The following is a 14,637-nucleotide window of genomic DNA, read 5'->3' as shown; positions in this document are numbered from 1 at the left end:
TGTGTGGCTACTCCGTGCAGGAATCGAGCATTTACGCTACGTTGTTCAATTGAATCGCAGAGTGATCATGAATGCGCCTGGAAGCAGAACCGGAATGATTCCGGAGCTCTGTGAAGTGCGGTCGAGGGAGAGACGTCCCTGGCCGTCGCGATATTCCGGCCCTGTCCAACCACTCCACCGATTTCTGGGCCGGTCCAAGTCCGGACTTTCCGGCTCGGCCATCATCAAACGGCAGCCCCGCACGGACGAGCTGAGCGGCCCGCACCGGCCAGCTATATGCCATGGACACCGCATTCAATAGCAGCCATCCAACAGGCGGGAGCGTCAGTGGGGAAGACCGTAATTCCGGGAAGTCGGGCTGGAGCCGGCCATGGGCGACCGTCTCGCCGAGCACCATGTCGCCAGGCGGAGCGAAAGTCGGTGACAGCAGATTCACCGGCCGGTCCGGGATGGGTTCGGCGCTTGTTGGCCCACATGCTCCGGCACCGCAAGGCAATGATGCTCTCGTTGCTTGGCGCGGTACTGGGTAGCACCTGCATGATCGCCACGCCCTTGGTCGTGCGGCAGATCATCGACGGTGTCATCCTCACCCACAGGTCGGCGTTGTCGCCGTGGCTGGCCCTGTTCCTAGCACTCGGTGCCGCTACGGTCGGCTTCGAATTCGTCCGCCGTCTGTCCGGTGCTCGCCTTGCCCTTGAAGTCGAGTGCGACCTGCGCAATGCCATGCACGACCGCCTGCAGTCCATGGATGCGGAGACCCGCGACCGCATGCCGACGGGCCAGCTCGTCGGGCGGGCCAATTCCGATACCACCCTGGTCCAGGGACTGCTCAACTACTTCCCCTTTCTGAGCAGTGACGCCCTCCGGGTGGTCCTGTCGGTCGGGGTGATGTTGTTTCTGAGCCCCTTGCTGGCCATCGTCAGTGTTGCCATCGTGCCCATGGTGCTCGGTGTCTCCTACAAAATGCGGAAGAAGGTGTTCCCCGCCACGTGGGACGCCCAGCAGCGCGTGGGTGACGTCGTCCAGATCGTCGACGAGGATCTCAGCGGCGTGCGAGTCGTCAAGGCTTTCGGCCGGGAGGAACAGGAACTCAGGAGGGTCACCGAGGCGTCACGGGACCTCTACGGTTCGCAGATGCGCGTAGTGCGGCTGCAGGCCCGTTATCAGCCGGTCCTGCAGGCCATTCCGGTCTTCGGGCAGGTCGCCATCCTCGCCTTCGGTGGCTGGATGGCATTGCGCCACGAGATCACCCTGGGCACCTTCCTGACCTTCTCCACCTACGTTGCCCAACTCGTGCCCCCCGCCGGGAGATTGGCCCGTCTTCCCATCATCGCGCAGCAGGCCAGGGCAGGTGCCGAACGCATCTTCCAGCTCATCGACATGCGCCCAGCCATCACCGACGCGCTCGACGCGAAAGAATTGCCGGCTCTCCGCGGTGAGATCACCTTCTCCGGTGTTCACTTTGCCTATGGAGATGGCGCCGAGGTGCTGCGCGGCCTCGATCTGCACATCCCGGCCGGGTCGCGCGTAGCCATCGTCGGCGCGAGCGGGAGCGGGAAGTCGACCGCGGTGGCGCTGGTGTCGCGCATTTATGACGTGCGGCAGGGCGCTGTGCTCGTAGACGGCCATGACGTACGGGACGTGACGTTGCGCTCCCTGCGCGGCCAGGTCGGTGTGGCATTCGAGGAGAGCTTCCTGTTCTCCGATTCCGTCCGGGGGAACATTGCTTACGGGCGCCCGGACGCCCGTGGTGCCGACATCGAACTGGCGGCGCGTGCCGCCGGTGCTCACGGCTTCATCATGGACCTGCCCCGTGGCTACGACACCGTGGTGGGCGAGCGGGGCCAGAGCCTGTCGGGCGGGCAGCGTCAGCGGGTGGCCCTGGCCCGGGCGTTGCTGTACGACCCCCGGGTCCTGATCCTTGACGACGCGACCAGCGCGGTGGATGCCTCCACCGAGGAGGCCGTCCACGACGCGCTGCGCGAGGTGATGGCAGGGCGGACTACGATCCTGATCGCGCACCGCCGTTCGACACTGCACCTCGCGGACCAGATCGTCGTCATGCACCAGGGGCAGGTCGCTGATACCGGCACGCACGACGAGCTGATGGAGCGCAGCGTCCTGTACCGGACACTGCTCGGTGAAGAGCTCGAGGGGGACGTGGCCGACGGTGTGATCGAGACACTGGCATCGCCCTCCGCGGCCGGAACGTCTGCCGCGATGTCGAACGAGAAGCGGCGGACCAGCCAGGGTGATGGCGGCCGTACTCAGCGCGGCGACGTGGCGGCCACTCCCGAACCGCTGAGCCGTGCCGTGGCGCTCAAGCCGGTGCGCGACGTCGCGGCTGTCGACCTTGAGACCGAGTCACGCAGGGACCCCTCGTTCAGCCTGGGCCGGCTCCTGGCGGAGTTCCGCCGCCCCCTCCTGCTCGGCCTGCTCCTCGTCGTCCTCGACGCCCTCGCCTCGCTGGCCGGCCCCTATCTGATCAAGAACGGCATCAACAGCGGCGTGACGGCCGGATCCGAGGTCGCCCTCTTCACCGCGTCGGGCATCTACCTGATGGTGGCGTTGGCCGGCACGGCTGTCGAGGTCGGCGGCACGTTCGTGACGGGCAGGGTCGCCCAGCGCATCATGTTGTGCCTGCGAATCCGGATCTGGGCCCAGTTGCAGCGACTGTCCATCGACTACTACGAGGGCGAGATGGCCGGGCGGATCATGACGCGGATGACCACTGACGTCAGTCAGTTCGAGTCGCTGATCAAGAACGGTGTGCTGTCCGCGATTGTCTCGCTGGTGACTTTCGTCGGTGTGGGTGTGGCCCTGTTCGTACTCAACCCCGAACTGGCAGCCGTGATGCTTCTCGTCGTCCTGCCGCTTGTCGTGGTGACTGCGCTGTACCGGCGACGGGGCACCACTCTCTACGACCGGGCCAGGGAACGGATCGCCCTCGTCAACGCCGACTTCCAGGAGAGCCTGTCCGGGGTACGCGAAGCCCAGGCCTTCGTCCACGAGGAGATCACCAAGGCTCAGTACCAGCGACTCGGCAATGATTATGTGGTCGCCCGGCTCTCGGCCCAACGACTGATGCTTGCCTATTTCCTGTTCGTGCAGTTCCTCCCGGACGCTGCCGTGGTCATCGTTCTGGGTGTGGGAGCTGGACTGGTCACGTCCGGGCACCTGACCGCGGGCGCGCTGATCGCGTTCATCCTCTACATCGAGCTGTTCCTCTCACCCATCGATCAGCTTTCGCAGGTCTTCGACTCGTGGCAGCAGACCCGGATTTCAGTGAACCGTATTGCTGACCTCATGAAGATCGACACTCTCACCCCGAACCCCGAGAATCCCCAGGAAGCGGATCAGCTGTCCGGTGAGGTGGTCATTGACAACGTGCACTTCTCCTACCCGGCCACGGCGACCCGGCGCGGATCCGCGCCGGAACGCAGTGGCCCGCAAGACGTGCGGAGTCTCCAGCACGCCGACGCCCTGGCGACCAAGCCACCCGAGGCGCTATGCGGCATCAGCCTGCGTATCGCGTCCGGCGAGACGGTTGCGCTCGTCGGCGAAACAGGAGCGGGCAAGTCGACAATCATGAAGTTGGTGGCACGGTTCTACGATCCGGAGGAGGGTGCCATCCGCGTCGACGGCCGCGATCTCCGCACGCTCGACCTGCTGTCGTACCGGCGCTGCCTCGGCTATGTGCCGCAGGAGGCTTTTCTGTTCACCGGGTCGGTCCGCGACAACATCGCCTACGGTCGGCCCAGCGCCACCGACACCGAGGTCGAGGCGGCGGCCGGGGCCGTCGGTGCCCACGACTTCATCGCCGGGCTGCCAGGCGGCTATCTGCACGAGCTGGCCGAACGTGGCCGGTCCCTGTCTGCCGGGCAGCGCCAGCTCATCGCGCTGGCCAGGGCCGAGCTGGTCGACCCCACCGTGCTCCTGCTGGACGAGGCCACCTCCAACATCGACCTCGCCACCGAGGCCCGGGTCACAGCGGCGATGCGGCGCGTCTCGCACGGCCGGACCGCGATCGTGATCGCGCACCGCCTGCAGACGGCCCGGACCGCGGACCGCATCGTCGTGCTCGATGGCGGCCGGATCATCGAGGCCGGGACGCACGAGGAGTTGCTCGCTGAGGGTGGTAAGTACGCCTCGATGTGGGAGGCATTCGAAACGGCCGGCCAGGCAGGAGCGCACACCGTGCTCGAAACGTAGGCCTCTGCGTCTACCGGCCCTTTTGAGGAAACCCGGAGACCCGAAGCCCCGGAATCGGCCCCGGGACGGCGATGTCAGTGGTCACCACTAGTTTGGAGTCACTGAAGATCGGCCGTACCGGCCGACCGGGCCTTTGGGGAGGGGTGTGCTGTGTCCGCTGCGCAGACACGACAGTCGGGGAACACGACGTACCTGGAGCTGTCTCAGGAGAGTGGTGGCGCCCACAAGTTCTACGAGGTGACTGTCGAGGGGACCACCGTCTCCGTGCGCTACGGCCGGATCGGCGTGGACGGGCAGCACCAGACCTCCGCCTTTCCGACCGCCGAGAAGGCGCAGGCGGCAGCGGCGAAGAAGATAGCCGAGAAGGTACGCAAGGGATACGCGCCCGCGGTCCAAGGGCAGCGTGCGGCCCGCCCCGTGACGCGCCGTCAGGTGACGTCCGCCCCGTCGACGGCGCGGGCGACCGCCCCGGTGCTGTGGCGGTTCCGCACCGGCGCCTCGGCGTTCGGCATCCACGTGGACGAGGACCGCTGCTGGGTCGGCAACCAGCACGGCAGCGTCTACAACCTGAGCCATGACGGTGAGGTGCTGGCGCACTACTCGCTGCCCGACGGCGTGAAGTGCCTGGTCGCGGACGACTTCTGGATCTACGCGGGCTGCGACGACGGCCGGGTGTACGACCTCTCCTCGAAGGTGCCGTTCGCGGCCTACGACATCGCGGCCGAGGTCGACATCTTCTGGCTGGACATCCACGCGGGCGTGCTGAACGTCTCGGACCGCAACGGCGGCCTGACGGTCATCGACCACGAGGACGAACTCCAGTGGTCCCGCAACTCGTCCGGGGAGAACGCGTGGATGGTGCGGGCCGACGACCACGCCGTCTACCACGGGCACAGCCAGGGTGTGACGGCCTACGCGGCGGACGGCGCCAGACAGCTCTGGCACACCGCGACCAACGGCAACGTGCTCTTCGGCTGGCAGGAGGAGCACGCGGTCTACGCCGGGACCGGTCGGCGGGTCGTCCAGCGCCTCGCGAAGTCCTCCGGGGCCATCGAGGCCTCGTACCAGTGCGATGCCGCCGTGTACTCGTGCGCCACGTCCGCCGGTGGCCGGTACGTCTTCGCGGGCGACTCGGCTTCCTCCGTCTACTGCTTCACCGCCGACGGCACCCGGCTGTGGAAGCTCGGCACGGGCGGCGGTTCGGCGCTCTCGATGCAGTACCACGACGAGCGGCTGTACATCGTCTCCACGGACGGCTCGCTCGCCTGCATCGACGCGAGCGAGGCCGCGATCACCGCCGCCCAGTCGGGCACCGTGCCGGTCGCCGCGGACATCAAGCTGGCGGCCGCCATGCCGACGTACGCGCCGCTGACCACCGCCGCGTCCGTCGCCACGGTCAGCACCGTCCCCGCGGCCGGGAGCGGAGTCGTCGTCGAGTGCTTCGAGCAAGGCGGCCGCGTGCGGGTCCATGTGGTCTCCGAGGGCTATGAGCCGGGCTGGAACGTCCAGTTCCCGCGCGCGATACGCGAGCCCGGAGCGCGCTATGTGGTGGACGCGCTGCATTCCTCCTCGGCCGGCTTCTACCGGGTGCGGGGGGAGATCAGGCGCCTGGTGTGACGGGCGGGCGGCGGAACACCGGACGTGCCCGTCGCCCAACTGCCCTGCCCTCTCCGCGGGTTCGGTCAGTCGATGCCGCGGCAGATGTGCGGCTCCGGCTGCGTGTCGTCGTCCTCGCCCGCGAGGAGCGGGGGCGGGCCCCACGACTCCTCTTCCGCGGACGGCCCGTTCTCCGGGGGAATGGTCTCGTTCACTGTGGCTCCTCCGTTGTGCCCGTCGGTGCGCTTTAACGAGACACGGACGATCGTCCAGCCGTTTCCGACGCGTGGTCCGCATGCTGGCCCGTGACATGGCCGACGGACGACTGGGAGACGGAATCATGGACGGTGTCTCACGGAACAGGACGGTCTGGAGGGCGTTCTGCCGTTCCGGCCTGCGATCCCTGGTGGCTCTGGGTTCCTTCTGCCTCGTCATTCCGGAGGCCTTCTAAGCGCTGGCGGAGCTGAGGCAGCGGACCGGCAAGGCGTCCGTCCCCCGCCGGTCCACCGCCGCCGTGCTGCCTCTCGGCCACCCGGAGCGGTTGCTGCCCGATCTGCCGCTGAGCCCGCTCGAGCGCGAACTCACCGAGGAGCTGGCCTTCCTGCGCCCCGAGCACCCGGCGAGTGACCGCTCAGCGCCGCACGGCGGGCCGGAACAGGTCCCACGGATGTCGATCGCCCGGTTGCCGAAGGCGAGCTGGTTCAGCACGGTGCGGTAGACCGGCGTACGGGAGACCACCGCGGCCGCCCTGGGGCGGATCGCGGACGAGGAACCCCCGGTCGACAGCATCACCTTGCTCTGCATCCGCTGGATCTTCATGATCCGCCGGACGTCCCGCCCGCGGCTCGTGACGTACTCCCGAAGCGGTCCGGTGCCGTCGTCGCCGGAGCGCAGCGACGACATGAGCGTGGGATGCGCCGCCACCGCGTCCTGGATCGCCAGATTGATGCCCTGGGCGCCGATCGGCCCGTGCGTGTGCGCGCTGTCCCCGATGAGGAGCAGGCCCGGCCGCACCGCCCCGTCTGCTCCGGTACGGCCCTGCTCAGCTGCTCCTTGACATGTTCGAGGCCGTGCGACGCAAGCTCCCGGTACCCCCTTGTGCGGCAGGGTCCAGCCGATCTGGATGCCGTCCGGGTAGGACGCGTACGCGAGGGCGGGGTTGCCGCCCGCCCGGAAGATCCGCACGTCCCGAGGAAGGGCGTCCCCGGCGGGGAGCTTGAACCACAGCACGTCCTGGTCGAAGGCGCCGATCCGGTCGTACGGCAGGTCCGCGAGCTGCCGGACCTTCGAGTAGCGGCCGTCCGACCCGACGACGCAGTGCGCGCGGACGATCCGGCCGCAGTCCGGGCCGCGGCCGATGACTCCGCGGACCCGCTCTGCGCGCTCGCCCGGCTCGACGGCCAGGTCGTGGGCATCGTCGCCAACCAGCCCTCCTCGCTGGCCGGCGTCCTCGACATCGGGATGGGCGCGGAAGGCGCCGCTGACGTGGTCTTCCGCCGGGAGATCGCCGCCGCCCCTGATCCGGAGGTCGCCCGCGAGCAGTACATGGAGGAGTACCGGGCCCAGCTGATGCATCCGTACCACGCCGTCGAGCGCGGCCTCGTCGACGACGTGATCGACCCGGCGGAGACCCGCGCGCCTCGTCGACGCGCTCGCCATGCTCCGCGCCAAGCACGTCCCGCTGCCCAGCCGCAAGCACGGGAACCAGCCGCAGTGAGCGCCGACGGGCCGGCCGCCGTGCTGCTGACCGTACGGCGCGGCACGCCGACCCGTACCGAACTCGCCGCCCTGACAGCGGTGTTGGCGATGGTGCTCAGCCGCCGGACGGCCACGTCCGGCACGTCCGAGGCCCACCCGACACCGGCCCCCTCGTGCCGCCGGGAGGAGCCGGACCAGCAGTCGGCGGTGAGCTGGTCCGCCGCTCCGCGCGCCACGTCCCGGGGCGCGCCGTGACCGGCATGGCGTAGGCGTCTCCCCTCTCAACGGATACCGACTCACCCCTCCTGATCACGCCGACTCCCGCGGCTGACACGATCGGAGTGGGACAGCGCATCGGATTCCGACAGAGAGGACAGGGAGACACACATGGGTACTCCACGCGTGAGCAGTACGCCGTTGCCAGGGATCGGGGTCCGGTACGACCTGACGACGCGTGAGCGGCGTCGTGTCTCGGTGGTCGCGCACCGGGACGGCGAGCGCACGCTGAACGCGTACCGCACGGACGACCCGGACGCCTGCGCCCTGTCGGTGCGGCTGACGGCGGGGGAGACCACGGCGCTCATCGACGCCCTGCTGCCCTCGCACCACAGCCCGAATCTGCTGTCCACCACGGAACTCGGGCTGGTCGCGGAGCGCGTCGCGCTGTCGGCGCTCTCGTACTGGAACGGCCGGGTACTGGGCGAGACCCGGATGCGCACCGAGACCGGCGTCTCGATCGTGGCCGTACTGCGCCGGGCCGAGGCCGTGCCGTCTCCCACGCCGGACTTCCGGCTGGCCGGCGGGGACACCCTGATCGTGATCGGCACGCGCGAGGGCGTCGAGGCGGCCGCGGCGATACTCGGGCGGGAGTGAACCGGTGCATTCCTCCGCGAGGTTCCTGATCGAGTTCGGCGCGATCATCCTGGCCCTGGGACTGCTGGGCCGGTTCGCCGCGCGTTTCCAGTTCTCCCCGATACCCCTCTATCTGCTGGCCGGACTGGCCTTCGGCGAGGGCGGTTTGCTCCCCTTGGGCACGAGCGAGGAGTTCGTCGCCATCGGCGCCGAGATCGGCGTCATCCTGCTGCTGTTGATGCTCGGCCTGGAGTACTCGGCCAGCGATCTCGTCTCCAACCTCAAGACCCAGTACACCGCCGGTCTCGTCGACGCCGCCCTCAACGCGCTGCCCGGCGCAGCCATGGCGCTGCTGCTCGGCTGGGGACCGGTCGCCGCGGTGGTGCTGGCCGGGGTCACCTGGATCTCCTCCTCCGGTGTCATCGCCAAGGTCCTCGGCGACCTGGGCCGCCTCGGCAACCGCGAGACCCCCGTCATCCTCAGCGTCCTGGTCCTGGAAGACCTCTCCATGGCCGTCTACCTGCCGATCATCACCGCCCTGCTGGCCGGCACGGGCCTCGCGGCGGGCAGCCTCACCCTGGCCGTCGCGCTCGGCGCCGCGGCACTCGTCCTGCTCGTCGCGGTCCGCTACGGCCGCCACATCTCCCGCTTCGTCTCCAGCGACGACCCGGAGAAGCTGCTGCTGGTCGTCCTGGGCCTGACCCTGCTGGTGGCAGGGCTCGCCCAGCAGCTCCAGGTCTCGGCCGCCGTGGGCGCGTTCCTGGTCGGCATCGCCCTGTCCGGAGAGGCCGCGGAGGGCGCGCACAACCTGCTCTCCCCGCTGCGGGACCTGTTCGCCGCCGTGTTCTTCGTCTTCTTCGGCCTGCACACCGACCCGGCGAGCATCCCGCCGGTCCTGCTGCCAGCGCTGGCTCTGGCGGTCGTCACCGCCGGCACGAAGATCGCCACGGGGTACTGGGCGGCCCGGCGCGCGGGGATCTCGGCGAAGGGCCGCTGGCGGGCGGGCGGCACGCTGGTCGCCCGGGGCGAGTTCTCCATCGTCATCGCCGGCCTCGCCGTCACCGCCGGCATCGAACCCTCCCTCGGCCCCCTGGCCACCGCTTACGTGCTGATCCTGGTCATCGTCGGCCCGCTCACCGCCCGCTACACCGAGCCCCTGGCCACCCGCCTGACCGGGTGGCGACACAGGCCAGCACCTACGGCTGACACGGCAGGCGAACTGGAGAGCGTGACGGAGGAGCCGCACGAGGTGGGCCAGTGATCCGGTCTCTTCGAGCGCAACAGCGCTGTGGCCGACGGGAGTTGAGTCCTTTCGGCCATGAGAGGGACGTGCCGGACTCTACGACCCGCGCCCCGTGCGGACCCGCTGCCTAGAGCGGGGTCGCCGCGTGCAGGAGCAGCAGCAGGGTCACGGCCGAGTTCGCCGAGAACGTCGCGGACAGCGCGGCACCCGCCGCCGCGCTCCAGAGCGCGAGACCCACGGCGGTGAACAGCGGTGGCCAGGTGCGCGCCGGGGGTGGCGGGGCCAGCAGGGCGGCGACCCTACGAGGGAGGGGACCCGGCGCAGCAATGGCCGCGAGCGTCGGTGCCGGCGTACCCCGGGAGACGAGCGCCGCCTTGCCGATCGCACGGGCGACGGCTCTCCGGCTGCCGACGGACCGGGCGGCCTCCTCGTCCGCCCAGCGCTCCGTGACGTAGGAGACCGCCGTACGCAGCGGCAGCAGGAACGGGTTGGCGCGGGCGGCCAGTTGGACGATCAGCAGGTGGCGGTGGTGCCGGGCCGTGAGGTGGGCCCGCTCGTGGGCGAACAGGGCTTGGCGTTCACGGGAGTCGAGGCAGGCGAGCAGAGCGGTGGTCACCACGATGCGGTCGCGTGGTCCGGCGGGGAGCGCGTAGGCGTACGGCTCGTCGTCGGGGAGGACCGCGACCGATGTGTCGCGCAGTCCGGCGAGTGCCGCATGGGCCCGGCGCCGAACTCGCCAGTGGCGCAACAGAGTTCGGCCGCAGCCCATGACCACGGCGAGGAGGACGGGGATCGCGGCCTTGCCCACGATCTCGTCGTGGGGCACGCTCTCCCGCACCTCGGGGTCCGACCAGCCGTCCGGCAGCGGATTGCCCGGGAGTTGGGCTGTACCGACCACCATCAGCAGGCCCAGGCACAGCGTGCTGCACAGCGCCATGACGGCGGCCATCGCGCTCAACAGGCCTGTGGCGGTGCGGGGATGGAGGTGCTGGGTGGCCAGGTGGGCGATCGGCCAGGCCGTCAACGGCAGGACGAGCGGCAGGAAGACGAAGACGCCCACGGGCCGTCAGCCCGCCGACTCGTCGCCGGCCTGGTCCAGCAGGTCGCGCAGCAACTGCTCGTCGTCCTCCGGAAGGGCGGTGATGAAGCTGGCCAGCACCGCCCGGCGGTCCTGTTCGCGATCGAGCACCTTGCGCATCTTCAGCGCGGCGAGTCCCGCCTCGTCCGCGGCCGGCGACCAGGCGAACGAGCGGCCCTCCCGTACGCGGGTCACCGCCTGCTTCTCCAGCAGCCGGCTCAGCACGGTCATCACGGTCGTGTACGCGAGTTCGGCGTCCAGGCGCTCCTGCACCCAGGCCGCGGTCACCGGTGCGTCGGCCGTGCGCAGGACGGTGAGCACCTGCGTCTCCAACTCGCCCTGGGCGCGCCGCTGAGGGCGCGGATCCGGTCTCGCCACGCTCCGTCTCCCTCCTGTTTGCCACTGCGCCGCCGCGGGGTCGCGATCGTCCCATCGTATCGACGGGGCACTGCTCGGCGGCACCGTACTCGGCCGCACCGTTCCGTCCCCGTCGATTATTTCTACAGTGTTGTAGATTCAATTTCGGGTCCGTGCCGCGGACCCGGACCGTCGGTACGTGTGGAGGAATGAGTCATGGGTGTTTCCCTGTCCAAGGGTGGCAACGTTTCGCTGAGCAAGGAGGCGCCGGGGCTCACTGCGGTGCTGGTCGGCCTGGGCTGGGACGTGCGCACCACGACCGGCACCGACTTCGACCTGGACGCCTCGGCGCTGCTGCTCAACGCCTCGGGCAAGGTCCTCTCCGACCAGCACTTCGTCTTCTACAACAACCTCAAGAGCCCCGAGGGTTCGGTGGAGCACACCGGCGACAACACCACCGGTGAGGGCGAGGGCGACGACGAGTCCATCAAGGTGGACCTCGCCGCCGTACCGGCCGAGGTCGACAAGATCGTCTTCCCGGTCTCGATCCACGACGGCGAGAACCGCCAGCAGTCCTTCGGCCAGGTCCGCAACGCCTTCATCCGCGTCGTCAACCAGGCCGGCGGCGCCGAACTCGCCCGCTACGACCTGTCCGAGGACGCGTCGACCGAGACCGCGATGGTCTTCGGCGAGCTGTACCGCAACGGTGCGGAGTGGAAGTTCCGCGCGGTCGGCCAGGGTTACGCGTCCGGACTGGCGGGGATCGCCGCCGACTTCGGCGTGGGTGTCTGAGAACCGGTAGCGGGAGAGACCGCGTGGGTCGGTCGGCCTGGACAAGCGCCGGCGGATCGGCCCGAGCAAGTCGGTCGGCGGCGCCCTGAGTTCGGTGCCGAAGTGCGGAACGCCCTTCTGCCGCCGCCCATTTGTGGCAGCGCTGCCGAACTGCGGCTCCCGTCGCGGGAGTTGGCGAACGGTACGCGGCAGCCGATGAGCAGGGTCGCGCCCGGGGGCCTGCTCATCGGCTCCCGCAGTCGCTCATTACACTCCCTCAATGAACAACTTGCGGTGCACTCAATGCGGTGCGGTGGGGCTGGAGCCGGGCTTCGCCGAGGACTCCGGACAGAACTCCCGCGGGTTCGTCCGGTGGATCGCGGGCCCCCTTGAGCGAGGTCCGCTCGGCAATGCCAAGAGGATGGGCCGCCCGCGCTGGCAGATCGACGCCTATCGTTGCCCCAACTGCGCACACCTGGAGCTGTTCGCAGCCCAGCCGGGCTAGTTGAGCGGTGGGCGAGCGAGATCACCAACAGCCAACCACCAGGCCGACGCGTCCCGTCCTCAGTCGTGCCCCACGCCGTCAGGGGCGCCGGGAGTCGTCCTCCTTGAGCGCCCTGGCCTCGCTCTTGAAGATCCGAGTCGCTTTGCCCGCCGAACGCGTCAGCTCCGGCAGCTTCTTGATCCCGAGGACGACCACGACGACGAGAAGGATCACGGCCAGTTCGCTCAAGCCGAACATCAGGTCTGCTTTCTCCCGGGGAGCAAGGCCGCTACGGCGTACCGGCCACACGCTTCAATCTACAGTGCTGTAGAAGTCTCTCCCGAGGTGCGATCGCTCAACAACCCCGCCTGGTCGTCCGGTTGGCAGGGCCGAGAGCCGGCACGCCTGACCCGGTGCGCGATCACGGTGACCGGATCCGCGGATCAGGGGCTCAAGTGCTCGTGCCGCATCCTCCACCCGCCCTCCCGCTTCACGAGCACGTTCGTGCCGCGCCCCTGTCCCGACCGGGGCCGGCCGTCGACCACCCCCGTCCAGGAGAAGCGATACCGGCACACGGCGTGGTCGGCGGCCAGGGCGACCCACTCAAGATCCTGGATTTCGTACACCTCGTCCTGGATGGCCGCGAAGGTCCGCTCGATCGCTCCCGTGATCTCGCCCAGGCCCCGATGGGAACCGTCGGAGAACCAATAGACGGCGTCCGCGTCGATCAACGGCGCTACACGGTCGATGTCGTGGGTGTTGGTGGCCTGCTCGTAGCGCGTCATGAACGCTGTGAGCTCGGCAGCGAGATCTGTCATGAGGACGGCCCCCTCCAGTGTCGAAGCCATGAACAGTCAAAGCCACGAACAAGCTTGGCGGGCTTGGATCTCCCCGTGTTTTGATGGCGGTGTGAGTCAGCAGGTGGTCTGGTCCGAGTGTCGCCCAGGCTCTGATCACTCCACACGGCGCTCGTTCGTGATCAAGCGACCACTCTCGACGATTCCAGGCACCGTGTGGACGCCGAACGGCCGGTCAGGGGCAGTCCCTTTGGTGCTGCTCGGGCATGGCGGCAGCGGGCATCGGCACAGCGACCGGGTCTTGTCGATGGCCGACCGGATCACCTCGTCCGGCTGCGCGGCCGTAGCGATCGACGGGCCGTTCCACGGCGAGCGGGTGGCCTCACCTCTCACGACGGTGGGGTACCAGAGCCGGATGGCCGCCGAGGGAATCGGGCGGGTGCTGGATCGCATGGCTGACGACTGGGTCGCCGCTCGTGACCTCCTGGTGGACACCGGGACGGCCGACCCGACACGTCAGGCGTACTTCGGGCTGTCCATGGGCACGCGCTTCGGTCTCGCTGCCGTACGCGCCCTCGGGCCGGGGCTGAGGTGCGCGGTGTTCGGAAAGTTCGGCACGCGGTCAACTCCCGGAATCAATCCCGGACTTCACGCCCCGCACCGCGTCCTGAACGACGCCTCCGCCATCACCGCACCGGTCCTCTTCCACCTGCAGTGGGACGACGAGATCTTCCCGCGCCCGGGCCAACTCCAGTTGTTCGACGCCTTTGTGAGCTCCGGCAAAGAACTCCTCGGCTTCGCGGGAGGTCACCGGGACACCCCGGAACACGCCTCTGCCATGTGGCACGGTTTCATCAACCGCCATATCGCGTAAGCCGACCGCTGCGCACTCCTGACGTGTCCTACAGTCCCCACATGCGGCGAAGGATAGGACTGGCGATGGCCGGGGCGGCGGCCCTGGCCTGGGGTGAGTGGTTGAACTGGCGCTGGTCCCGGATTCTGGTGGGGAACGGTGAGGGCGCCTCGGAGGCCGTGGTGGTGTTGGGGTACCGGAATCCCCAAGCGACGGCGAACGTGATCAACCGATGGCGGGTCCGTGCCGGCATCCGCTCCATCGCCGCTGACGGCGGGCGGCGGACGCGTGTGATCTTCAGCGGTGGTGCGCCCGGCAGAGGCACGGCGGAGGCCCAACTGATGGCCGACTACGCGAAGTCGGTGCCTGAGTTCGACGGCACGGTGCTCCTGGAGGACCAGAGCGCGACGACATGGGAGAACATCACGAACGTGATCCCCCTGCTTGAAGACGTGGACCGCATCAAGATCGTCTCCCAGCCGGCTCATGCGCTCAAGGCCCGCGCGTACTTGCGGCGGCAGCGCCCCGATCTGGCGGAGAGGCTGGTGCGCGCGGACGACTACCGGCCTGGCGAGTGGGCGGCCGTGAAGCCGTTGCTTGCTCTGTACGGACTCTGGACGCTGCGCGGTCTCAAGGCCGACGAACGGAAAGTCTCGCTGTAGTCAACTGCCCTGTTCCACAAGGGTGTTCGGCCCC

The 14,637-nt window shown here is 69.0% G+C and carries 15 protein-coding genes and 2 pseudogenes; 11 read left to right on the top strand and 6 right to left on the bottom strand.

The genetic code is table 11. The features are described from left to right. Positions 1-276: 276 nt before the first annotated feature. Positions 277-4,212 (top strand): ABC transporter ATP-binding protein, encoded by a 3,936-nt coding sequence (locus R2B38_RS51010; RefSeq protein WP_411978645.1) that lies wholly within the window; start codon positions 277-279, stop codon positions 4,210-4,212. A 150-nt stretch (positions 4,213-4,362) separates the two neighbouring features. Continuing rightward, entirely contained in the window at positions 4,363-5,829 is a 1,467-nt protein-coding gene (locus R2B38_RS51005) for a WGR domain-containing protein (RefSeq protein WP_318023014.1), read from the top strand. Positions 5,830-5,894: 65 nt separating this feature from the next. Here R2B38_RS51005 and R2B38_RS51000 read toward each other — a convergent pair whose 3' ends face one another. After that, a complete protein-coding gene (locus R2B38_RS51000; RefSeq protein WP_318023013.1) occupies positions 5,895-6,023 on the bottom strand; it encodes a surface protein in 129 nt (42 codons plus the stop codon). A 299-nt stretch (positions 6,024-6,322) separates the two neighbouring features. Here R2B38_RS51000 and R2B38_RS51490 point away from each other — a divergent pair, with 299 nt between their 5' ends. Beyond that, a complete protein-coding gene (locus R2B38_RS51490; RefSeq protein WP_411978662.1) occupies positions 6,323-6,526 on the top strand; it encodes a DUF6059 family protein in 204 nt (67 codons plus the stop codon). Between the two features lie 113 nt (positions 6,527-6,639). Here the strand turns inward: R2B38_RS51490 and R2B38_RS51485 are convergent. Then, positions 6,640-6,822: pseudogene (locus tag R2B38_RS51485) on the bottom strand (FAD-dependent monooxygenase); the annotation flags it as partial. Between the two features lie 225 nt (positions 6,823-7,047). On the opposite strand from R2B38_RS51485, the pseudogene R2B38_RS50990 reads away from it, so the two are divergent. The 4 genes and pseudogenes from R2B38_RS50990 to R2B38_RS50975 form a co-directional block, all read left to right on the top strand. Beyond that, positions 7,048-7,525, top strand: a pseudogene (locus R2B38_RS50990) (carboxyl transferase domain-containing protein); the annotation flags it as partial. Continuing rightward, on the top strand, positions 7,522-7,761 hold the full coding sequence (locus tag R2B38_RS50985; RefSeq protein WP_318023012.1) for an acyl-CoA carboxylase epsilon subunit: 240 nt from the start codon (positions 7,522-7,524) through the stop codon (positions 7,759-7,761). The pseudogene R2B38_RS50990 and the gene R2B38_RS50985, both read left to right, overlap by 4 nt. Positions 7,762-7,893: 132 nt before the next feature. Then, on the top strand, positions 7,894-8,379 hold the full coding sequence (locus R2B38_RS50980) for a cation:proton antiporter regulatory subunit (protein WP_318023011.1): 486 nt from the start codon (positions 7,894-7,896) through the stop codon (positions 8,377-8,379). A 4-nt stretch (positions 8,380-8,383) separates the two neighbouring features. Then, positions 8,384-9,619: a cation:proton antiporter gene (locus tag R2B38_RS50975; RefSeq protein WP_318023010.1), complete on the top strand. Its 1,236-nt coding sequence runs from the start codon at positions 8,384-8,386 to the stop codon at positions 9,617-9,619. Between the two features lie 109 nt (positions 9,620-9,728). Here the strand turns inward: R2B38_RS50975 and R2B38_RS50970 are convergent, their stop codons facing one another. Then, a complete protein-coding gene (locus tag R2B38_RS50970) occupies positions 9,729-10,661 on the bottom strand; it encodes a M56 family metallopeptidase (protein WP_318023009.1) in 933 nt (310 codons plus the stop codon). 6 nt (positions 10,662-10,667) lie between these two features. Beyond that, positions 10,668-11,057, bottom strand: a complete 390-nt coding sequence (locus R2B38_RS50965; RefSeq protein WP_033280627.1) for a BlaI/MecI/CopY family transcriptional regulator — start codon at positions 11,055-11,057, stop codon at positions 10,668-10,670. 195 nt (positions 11,058-11,252) lie between these two features. Here R2B38_RS50965 and R2B38_RS50960 point away from each other — a divergent pair, with 195 nt between their 5' ends. Together R2B38_RS50960 and R2B38_RS50955 are read left to right on the top strand one after the other, a co-directional pair. Beyond that, on the top strand, positions 11,253-11,828 hold the full coding sequence (locus R2B38_RS50960) for a TerD family protein (protein WP_033280628.1): 576 nt from the start codon (positions 11,253-11,255) through the stop codon (positions 11,826-11,828). A gap of 259 nt (positions 11,829-12,087) precedes the next feature. Next, positions 12,088-12,312, top strand: coding sequence for a hypothetical protein (locus R2B38_RS50955; RefSeq protein WP_318023008.1), 225 nt, complete (start codon positions 12,088-12,090; stop codon positions 12,310-12,312). Between the two features lie 78 nt (positions 12,313-12,390). On the opposite strand, the gene R2B38_RS50950 is transcribed toward R2B38_RS50955, so the two are convergent. Together R2B38_RS50950 and R2B38_RS50945 are read right to left on the bottom strand one after the other, a co-directional pair. Next, positions 12,391-12,549, bottom strand: a complete 159-nt coding sequence (locus tag R2B38_RS50950; RefSeq protein WP_019059608.1) for a twin-arginine translocase TatA/TatE family subunit — start codon at positions 12,547-12,549, stop codon at positions 12,391-12,393. Between the two features lie 185 nt (positions 12,550-12,734). Beyond that, a complete protein-coding gene (locus R2B38_RS50945; protein ID WP_318023007.1) occupies positions 12,735-13,109 on the bottom strand; it encodes a YybH family protein in 375 nt (124 codons plus the stop codon). A gap of 232 nt (positions 13,110-13,341) precedes the next feature. On the opposite strand from R2B38_RS50945, the gene R2B38_RS50940 reads away from it, so the two are divergent. Continuing rightward, on the top strand, positions 13,342-13,962 hold the full coding sequence (locus R2B38_RS50940; protein WP_318023006.1) for a hypothetical protein: 621 nt from the start codon (positions 13,342-13,344) through the stop codon (positions 13,960-13,962). A gap of 41 nt (positions 13,963-14,003) precedes the next feature. Further along, positions 14,004-14,603, top strand: coding sequence for a YdcF family protein (locus R2B38_RS50935; protein ID WP_318023005.1), 600 nt, complete (start codon positions 14,004-14,006; stop codon positions 14,601-14,603). The last annotated feature ends 34 nt before the right edge of the window (positions 14,604-14,637 follow it).

It is taken from the genome of Streptomyces sp. N50 (genome assembly GCF_033335955.1).
Lineage (GTDB): Bacteria > Actinomycetota > Actinomycetes > Streptomycetales > Streptomycetaceae > Streptomyces.
Note: the sequence above shows the minus strand (reverse complement) of the source record. Positions and strands in the feature narration are given on the sequence as shown.

Coding starts and splice junctions, on each gene's coding strand:
- R2B38_RS50980 (WP_318023011.1), top strand. CDS start 7,894: ATGGGTACTCCACGCGTGAGCAGTACGCCGTTGCCAGGGATCGGGGTC.
- R2B38_RS50945 (WP_318023007.1), bottom strand. CDS start 13,109: ATGACAGATCTCGCTGCCGAGCTCACAGCGTTCATGACGCGCTACGAG.
- R2B38_RS50935 (WP_318023005.1), top strand. CDS start 14,004: ATGCGGCGAAGGATAGGACTGGCGATGGCCGGGGCGGCGGCCCTGGCC.
- R2B38_RS51010 (WP_411978645.1), top strand. CDS start 277: ATGCCATGGACACCGCATTCAATAGCAGCCATCCAACAGGCGGGAGCG.
- R2B38_RS50950 (WP_019059608.1), bottom strand. CDS start 12,549: ATGTTCGGCTTGAGCGAACTGGCCGTGATCCTTCTCGTCGTCGTGGTC.
- R2B38_RS50960 (WP_033280628.1), top strand. CDS start 11,253: ATGGGTGTTTCCCTGTCCAAGGGTGGCAACGTTTCGCTGAGCAAGGAG.
- R2B38_RS50955 (WP_318023008.1), top strand. CDS start 12,088: ATGAACAACTTGCGGTGCACTCAATGCGGTGCGGTGGGGCTGGAGCCG.